We start from the raw sequence: 7,321 nt of genomic DNA on the forward strand, positions 1-7,321 counted from the left end.
CCCAGTATGTAAGACCCCTTGAAGACGACGAGGTAGATAGGTTGGAGGTGGAAGTGCAGCAATGCATGGAGCTGACCAATACTAATCGGTCGAGGGCTTATCCAAATGATAAAACGCAGATTCGTTTCGGATTCAGTTTTCAGGAATGAAGGTTCCTGAAGCATTTACGCTGTAAATGCCCGTTTGGTGGCGATAGCGGAGGGGTTCCACGCGTACCCATCCCGAACACGACCGTTAAGCCCTCCAGCGCCGATGGTACTTGGACCGAAGGGTCCTGGGAGAGTAGGACGCCGCCAAGCGGACAACCACACTCTGTGGTATTTTTTTTGCCCATAACAATTACATAAGATAAAAGGGCCTTTAGCTCAGCTGGTTAGAGCGCACCCCTGATAAGGGTGAGGTCGGTGGTTCGAGTCCACTAAGGCCCACCATTTTCCCTGATAGCTCAGTTGGTAGAGCACTCGACTGTTAATCGAGTTGTCACAGGTTCGAGTCCTGTTCGGGGAGCCATTATGGAGAGGTGTCCGAGTTTGGCCGAAGGAGCACGATTGGAAATCGTGTAGGCGCCACAAGCGTCTCGAGGGTTCGAATCCCTCTCTCTCCGTTGCGTTACATCTTTAAACGTTATTTTTATTTATATCATGGCCCGTTGGTCAAGGGGTTAAGACACCTCCCTTTCACGGAGGTAACATGGGTTCGAATCCCATACGGGTCATATTATGGAGGCTTAGCTCAGCTGGGAGAGCATCTGCCTTACAAGCAGAGGGTCGGGGGTTCGAACCCCTCAGCCTCCACCATAGTGCTTTTGATAAGTTTTTACTGACGCGGGGTGGAGCAGCCCGGTAGCTCGTCGGGCTCATAACCCGAAGGCCGCAGGTTCAAATCCTGCCCCCGCAACCAATTTGGAACCGTGGTGTAGTTGGCCTAACATGCCTGCCTGTCACGCAGGAGATCGCGGGTTCGAATCCCGTCGGTTCCGCCATTATTATTGGCATCAAGGTATCAGGGATTGAGAATCCTATATCTCGAAGTATAGAGTATCCACCCGATCCCGTGTTTTTGCTAATTATTAATATTGGGGATTAGCCAAGCGGTAAGGCAACGGACTTTGACTCCGTCATTCATAGGTTCGATTCCTATATCCCCAGCCATCTTCACATCACAAAGTAAGTTAAGATTTGTGTATTGAGAGCCATTAGCTCAGTTGGTAGAGCACCTGACTTTTAATCAGGGTGTCGAAGGTTCGAGTCCTTCATGGCTCACCATTTTTCTTCTAAAGTGTGCGCGTGTGGCGGAATGGCAGACGCACCAGACTTAGGATCTGGCGTTTTACGACGTGGGGGTTCAAGTCCCTTCACGCGCACCATGTTTTTGCGGACGTGGCTCAGCGGTAGAGCATCGCCTTGCCAAGGCGAGGGTCGCGGGTTCGATTCCCGTCGTCCGCTCCATATAGATTTTGCGCCCTTAGCTCAGCTGGATAGAGCGTTTGACTACGAATCAAAAGGCCGGGAGTTCGAATCTCTCAGGGCGCGCCATTTATACTTTCAGTAGAATTCTAATAACGGGATGTAGCTCAGCTTGGTAGAGCACCTGGTTTGGGACCAGGGGGTCGCATGTTCAAATCGTGTCATCCCGATTTTACACCTGTGCGGGTGTAGTTCAATGGTAGAACTTCAGCCTTCCAAGCTGATAGCGTGGGTTCGATTCCCATCACCCGCTTAATTGTTAATCGAGAGAACCCTTGTGGAGCAAGGGTTTTTTTTGTGCTTTTCACCGTATTGTGTTTTTGCCGACAGTCAGAAAGTGTAGGGAACTGATATTATTAGGGTGGCGAGCACAATATCATGAATACCAGGAAATTAAGGAGCCTACATCTATGACTGACAAAGTAATTCGGATCTTCAAAATTATCAACGCCATCCAGTCCAGTCCAGGGATTACAGCCTCGGATCTGGCGATCAGATGCGATGTGAACATAAGAACTGTCTACAGGGATTTGGAGATCATAAGCCATTTTGCGCCTGTAACGAACGAGGGTAGAGGTACTGGCTATAAGTTTATGGGTAAGTTTTTTTTGTATCCGCTGGATTTCTCCGAGCAGGAGGCAATGGCCTTTTCTCTTTTACCGTCTATCCTGAATCAGGATAAGATTCCCCCAGGCTTCCATACCGCCTATGATAAGGTCATGGGCACACATCTCAAGGAAAAATCCAAGTCTAACGCAATACTTGAGAATATTGGCGATATTATTCAAATGGGTAAACCTGCTTACCGTAAAGAAAGCCGGAACTTCCTGCAGCCGATTATCGGCGCGATTGTGGAGCAGCGGAGCATTCGGGCTATCTATCATTCCCAGTCGCGCAATGCTACTACACAGCGTGTGATTGATCCGTATTACTTGATTCCGCGGGATCAGCGGTTTTATCTGATTGGATACTGCCATCTTAAGGAGGCCATCCGGACCTTCCGAATCAGCCGTTTTCAGGAGGTGGAGGTGACGGATAAGAGCTTTGATAAAGGCGATTTTAATATTAAAAAGTATCTGAAAAATACCTGGTCCATTGACCGTGGCAATAAAAATATTAAGTTTAAGGTGCGCTTTCACCCTGAAATTGCCCGTTATATTAAAGAAGAAGAGCTCTTTGTCCATCCATGGATGAGCGATGAGCAGGATGGCAGCCTGCTGTTTGAAGTGACTGTCAACAATGAGAAGGAATTCACCAAGTGGATTCTGCAATATGGCCCAAATGCTGAAATTCTGGAACCGGCGTCGGCCAGAGAAGGGTTGAAGGGTCAGCTTACCCAGTGGATGGAGATTTACCAAAAGTGAGCAGGTACGATAAAAGCGATTCTTGAATAGGAAGACTTCACAGCAACATGCGTCAATGAGCGCAGGCCCTTCATCCCCGTCATTAACATGGCAGATGTTACTTAGAGCGTTAGGGGGAATTCAATCTTCTTTGCATTTATAATACATAGCTTATGCCAGGGAATAGGTTATTTTTTTGTAACCCGTAAATCGAGAAACTTTTACCATCTTCAATGCGTCAAATAGATAGAAAAAAATGAGGATTTTAGCATATCCAGGAGGATGAACTAGTGAAGAAGTTATGGATTTCTATTGTAGTGGGGTTGTTAGTGTTTCCGATGATATTTCAATCCCCAGCCCAGGCGGGCACACCCATCAGTATTATTATTGATGGAGTCCCATTGTCTACAGATCAGCCACCTGTAATGGTGAGTGGGCGGACGATGGTACCGTTACGTGCAATCTTTGAAGCCTTTAATGCCAACATCAAGTGGAATCAGAAGACACAAACAGTAACGGCCACTAAGGATGATACGACGGTTATATTGAAGATCGGCTCCAAGATAGCTACGATTAACGATAACTCTGTAAGTCTCGATGTACCCGGTCTAAATTTGAAGGGCAGAACAATGGTTCCGACACGGTTCGTAAGTGAAGCTATGGGTCGAGAAGTGGGATGGAACCCGAAGACCAAAGTTGTGACTATAACCACTTCGGCCCCGAACGTTGGAAATGCAGGTCCGGCTACTAGCGTAGCAGCGCAGGATGTAAGTGATTTTGGTGACGGCCGTGATCTGCAAGTTAGCTTCACTCGAGCGGCAGATGAGTCACTAGTGGATCATTACCGAATTCTGATTGTTAAAGCAGGGTATACCCTTAATCTGTCATCAGCACAAACGATAGCCTCATCTAATTATTCCGCTGTACTAGCAACAGGTTCAAATCCTACGATTAAATTGACCGCTACTTCGAGGACTGTTGACGGCGATTCCATTAAGAGTAATCAAGCGTATATTGCTTATGTCTTGACGGTTGGCAAGGGGAATAATGCCAGTACGCTTTCTAGTGGGTCTTCCCCTATTACACTAGTAAATAACACTGCAGAATTACTAAGCAATATAAAAGTAAATGATATCAGCGACTACGGTGATGGGCGAGATTTATTCGTCAGCTTCAACAAACTGTCAGATGAGACGAAAGTAAGTTCTTATCGGATATTCGTGATCAAAGCTGCTAATTATTCAACTTTTAATTTGGCGAAAGCAAACGCTGTTGCCAGTTCTGATTCCACACAAGTGAGCAAGACGGGTTCTAACATCTCCCAGATCTTGTCTTCAGGAGCCAAGGATGTGGATGGAGCTCTTGTTAAAACAGGGGTTAGTTATCGGGTGTTTGTCATGGCGATTGATAGCAGTAATGCAGCTAATAATGTGTTATCTTCTGCTTCATCTGCAATTACGCTGTCAAACGTAGGTATCACTGGCTTGAGTGTTAGCGACGTTAGCGATTATAATGATGGCCGTGATTTGCGGGTGTCATTTACTCATGCTACGGATGAAACCTATATTAGCCAATACCGAATCTTAGTAGTACCCGCATCATATTCCAGCAGCTTTAGCTTACCTGACGCGAATAATACATCGAGTGCCTACTATACAACCGTGAGCACTACAGGATCTACTACCAATCAAGTATTGAACTCGTCAGCAAGAGATGTACGCGGCAATTTGATAAAGAATGGCACTAGCTATAAAGTATATGTGTTATCTATCGGAAGCGGATCTTATTTAGGGGCTAACGTACTATCATCTGCTTCATCGGATATTATGTTGTTGAATGTTTCGAGCTTGAGTGCCGTTTCTAACTTAAGTGTTAGCGATGTTGACGACTATGGTGATGGCCGTGATTTGCGGGTGTCATTTACTCATGCCACGGATGAAACCTATATTAGCCAGTATCGGATTATGGTAGTGCCCGCGTCATATTCCAGCAGCTTCAGCTTATCTGATGCGAATAATGTATCGAGTACCTACTATACAACCGTAAGTACAACTGGATCTACTACTAATCAAGTATTGACCTCGTCAACCAGAGACGTGCGTGGCGCTTTGATAAAGGACGGAATTAACTATAAAGTGTATGTGTTATCCATCGGAAACGGGAATTATTCGGGTTCTAATGTATTGTCTGGGGAATCGCCTGTCATTACCTTGTCGGGTAAGACCCCGGTCATCTCTGTAACGAATGTAACGTATAGTGTGAACGATGGTAAAATACTGATAAGTTTCAACAAATCATCCATTGAGACGAATATCTCAGAATACCGGGTATTGGTAGTTCCTTCCAAACAGGCCTTTGGTTCGACGGATGCCTTGGGGGTGCAAGCTTCGTTCTATAAGTCGATCGCTCCTAATGGAACGAATCCTTCAATAGTGACTGCGACGAGGGATGTTAATGGAGCCTTAATTACAAAAGGGAAAAAATATAAGGTGTATATTCTTGCCGTAGCCAATAGTAGTGGTGTGCAGAATGGTGGCCTCTCAGATTCAACGGAAGAGTTTGAACTATAACTCGCTCAAGTGGAAACGGCTATGCCGTCCTCTTACAAGGTTATGCTTCCGAAGCAGCCAGCGATACTACGTATCGCTTTCAGATATCCGTTTCAGCGAGATATATGAGACTGGTTAATGGTGTGAAACATATAAATCCTTATATTTGTACAAAATGCATTGAAAAGACAATATTGGAGTAGCTTTGTAAGCCTGACCATCATTGGTCAGGCTTTTGACTTATGGAATGAAATTAAGACCCTGATTGGTATAACCAGTTTCTATAAAAAATAATCGAGCCTGTGCTGCGCTGTTCCGGAAGGAATTACGCGGCACAGGCTGTTTGTATGAAGAAGCTTGTGAGAGCCGGGTTATAAATAGGCAGACGGGCAGAATGAAATAAAGCCCGGCCTTTTCGGCCGAGGCTTATTCGTGTAATAGGGGATAGGTTACTCGCCTTGCGGTATAGTCAGTCCCAAACCTTCAGCTATACGCTGGCCCAATTCGGGGTCAGCCTTGTAAAAGTGTCCGATCTGGCGGAGCTTGATCTCTTCGTTCTCGACGGGGGTCATGGCGCCTACAATATTGCGGATCAGGCGTGCGCGTTCTTCTTCACTCAACAAACGGTAGAGGTCCCCGGGCTGAGTGTAGTGATCGTCATGATTATAGGACACACTGTCGGCCTGCCCGGTGACTTCAAACGCTGCCGGCTTGTGCGCAGGCGATTCTGTTGCTCCGCCGAAGCTGTTCGGTTCGTAGTAGACGGAACCTCCGCCGTTATTACCATGGATCATTGCGCCGTCGCGCTGGTTATTGTTCACCTCGGCGATAGGGCGGTTAATAGGCAACTGATTGTGATTCGCACCTACACGGTAGCGGTGGGCATCGCCATAGGCGAAGAGGCGGCCCTGCAGCATTTTATCAGGAGAAGCTTCAATTCCGGGGACAAAGGAGCCAGGAGAAAATGTAGCCTGCTCCACTTCCGCGAAATAATTCTCCGGATTGCGGTCCAATACCATGCGGCCTACTTCAATGAGCGGGTAATCTTTTTGCGACCATACCTTGGTTACATCGAAGGGATCAAACCGGTAGGTATCAGCATCTTCTACAGGCATAATCTGCACATGCAGTCTCCAGGCAGGGAAATCTCCCTTATCAATCGCATTGAACAAATCCTCTGTATGATAATCCGGATTCTCTCCGGCGATTTGCGCGGCCAGATTCACATCGAGATTCTTTACGCCCTGCTCTGTTTTGAAATGGTATTTGACCCATACTGCTGCACCCTCGGCATTGACCCATTTGAATGTGTGGCTCCCGAAGCCGTGCATATGGCGGAGCGTAGCGGGTATGCCGCGGTCGGACATCAGAATCGTAACTTGATGCAGCGACTCCGGTGAAAGGGACCAGAAGTCCCAGACGGCATTGGGATTCTTCAGATGGGTCTGCGGATGGCGTTTCTGGGTATGGATAAAGTCCGGGAATTTGATTGCATCACGGATGAAAAAGACAGGTGTATTATTGCCGACCAGATCGTAATTGCCTTCTTCGGTATAAAATTTCACGGCGAAGCCACGCGGATCACGAACGGTATCGGAAGACCCCAGTTCCCCGGCTACTGTCGAGAATCGGATGAACATGGGTGTGCGTTTGCCCACTTCGGACAGGAAAGCTGCTTTGGTATATTTGGACAGGTCCTGAGTGACTTCAAAATAACCATGGGCTCCGGCTCCTTTGGCATGAACCACACGTTCGGGCACACGCTCCCGGTTGAAATGCGCCAGCTTTTCCAGCAAATGTACATCCTGCAGCAGCGTAGGTCCACGGGAACCGGCTGTCATGGAGTTCTGGTTATCCCCTACAGGTGCTCCCCAGCTTGTTGTAAGTCTGTTATGGTTCTCACTCATGAATAATCTCCACCTCGTATTAAGATTTGAATTTAGAATAAGTATAAATACTATGA

The 7,321-nt window shown here is 46.9% G+C and carries 3 protein-coding genes, 14 tRNA genes and 2 rRNA genes; 18 read left to right on the forward strand and 1 reads right to left on the reverse strand.

The annotated features are described in order from the left end of the window. From A3842_RS06105 to A3842_RS06190, 18 genes are all read left to right on the forward strand, one after another. Positions 1 to 105, forward strand: a 23S ribosomal RNA gene (locus A3842_RS06105); the annotation flags it as partial. 77 nt (positions 106 to 182) lie between these two features. Continuing rightward, a 5S ribosomal RNA gene (rrf, locus tag A3842_RS06110) occupies positions 183 to 299 on the forward strand. Positions 300 to 354: 55 nt separating this feature from the next. Beyond that, positions 355 to 431 (forward strand) — tRNA-Ile (locus tag A3842_RS06115). Positions 432 to 434: 3 nt separating this feature from the next. Next, positions 435 to 510: transfer RNA gene (locus A3842_RS06120), tRNA-Asn, on the forward strand. Between the two features lie 4 nt (positions 511 to 514). Further along, a tRNA-Ser gene (locus A3842_RS06125) sits at positions 515 to 604 on the forward strand. A gap of 39 nt (positions 605 to 643) precedes the next feature. Further along, a tRNA-Glu gene (locus A3842_RS06130) sits at positions 644 to 715 on the forward strand. Positions 716 to 721: 6 nt separating this feature from the next. Next, positions 722 to 797 (forward strand) — tRNA-Val (locus tag A3842_RS06135). A 26-nt stretch (positions 798 to 823) separates the two neighbouring features. Further along, positions 824 to 900 (forward strand) — tRNA-Met (locus A3842_RS06140). 4 nt (positions 901 to 904) lie between these two features. Continuing rightward, positions 905 to 982, forward strand: a tRNA-Asp gene (locus tag A3842_RS06145). Between the two features lie 94 nt (positions 983 to 1,076). Next, positions 1,077 to 1,151: transfer RNA gene (locus A3842_RS06150), tRNA-Gln, on the forward strand. Positions 1,152 to 1,189: 38 nt separating this feature from the next. Continuing rightward, positions 1,190 to 1,265, forward strand: a tRNA-Lys gene (locus A3842_RS06155). 17 nt (positions 1,266 to 1,282) lie between these two features. After that, a tRNA-Leu gene (locus tag A3842_RS06160) sits at positions 1,283 to 1,366 on the forward strand. A 7-nt stretch (positions 1,367 to 1,373) separates the two neighbouring features. Then, positions 1,374 to 1,448, forward strand: a tRNA-Gly gene (locus A3842_RS06165). Positions 1,449 to 1,458: 10 nt separating this feature from the next. Next, a tRNA-Arg gene (locus tag A3842_RS06170) sits at positions 1,459 to 1,535 on the forward strand. Positions 1,536 to 1,562: 27 nt separating this feature from the next. Next, positions 1,563 to 1,636, forward strand: a tRNA-Pro gene (locus A3842_RS06175). Positions 1,637 to 1,648: 12 nt separating this feature from the next. Next, positions 1,649 to 1,719, forward strand: a tRNA-Gly gene (locus A3842_RS06180). Positions 1,720 to 1,876: 157 nt separating this feature from the next. Continuing rightward, entirely contained in the window at positions 1,877 to 2,830 is a 954-nt protein-coding gene (locus A3842_RS06185; protein WP_074100788.1) for a helix-turn-helix transcriptional regulator, read from the forward strand. Between the two features lie 269 nt (positions 2,831 to 3,099). Next, entirely contained in the window at positions 3,100 to 5,379 is a 2,280-nt protein-coding gene (locus A3842_RS06190) for a copper amine oxidase N-terminal domain-containing protein (RefSeq protein ID WP_074100789.1), read from the forward strand. A 428-nt stretch (positions 5,380 to 5,807) separates the two neighbouring features. Here the strand turns inward: A3842_RS06190 and katA are convergent, their stop codons facing one another. After that, complete coding sequence (katA, locus tag A3842_RS06195) at positions 5,808 to 7,265, reverse strand: catalase KatA (RefSeq protein ID WP_074100790.1); 1,458 nt, start codon at positions 7,263 to 7,265, stop codon at positions 5,808 to 5,810. Positions 7,266 to 7,321: the final 56 nt, after the last annotated feature.

This window comes from Paenibacillus sp. P3E, from assembly GCF_001909045.1.
Lineage (GTDB): Bacteria > Bacillota > Bacilli > Paenibacillales > Paenibacillaceae > Paenibacillus_AQ > Paenibacillus_AQ helianthi.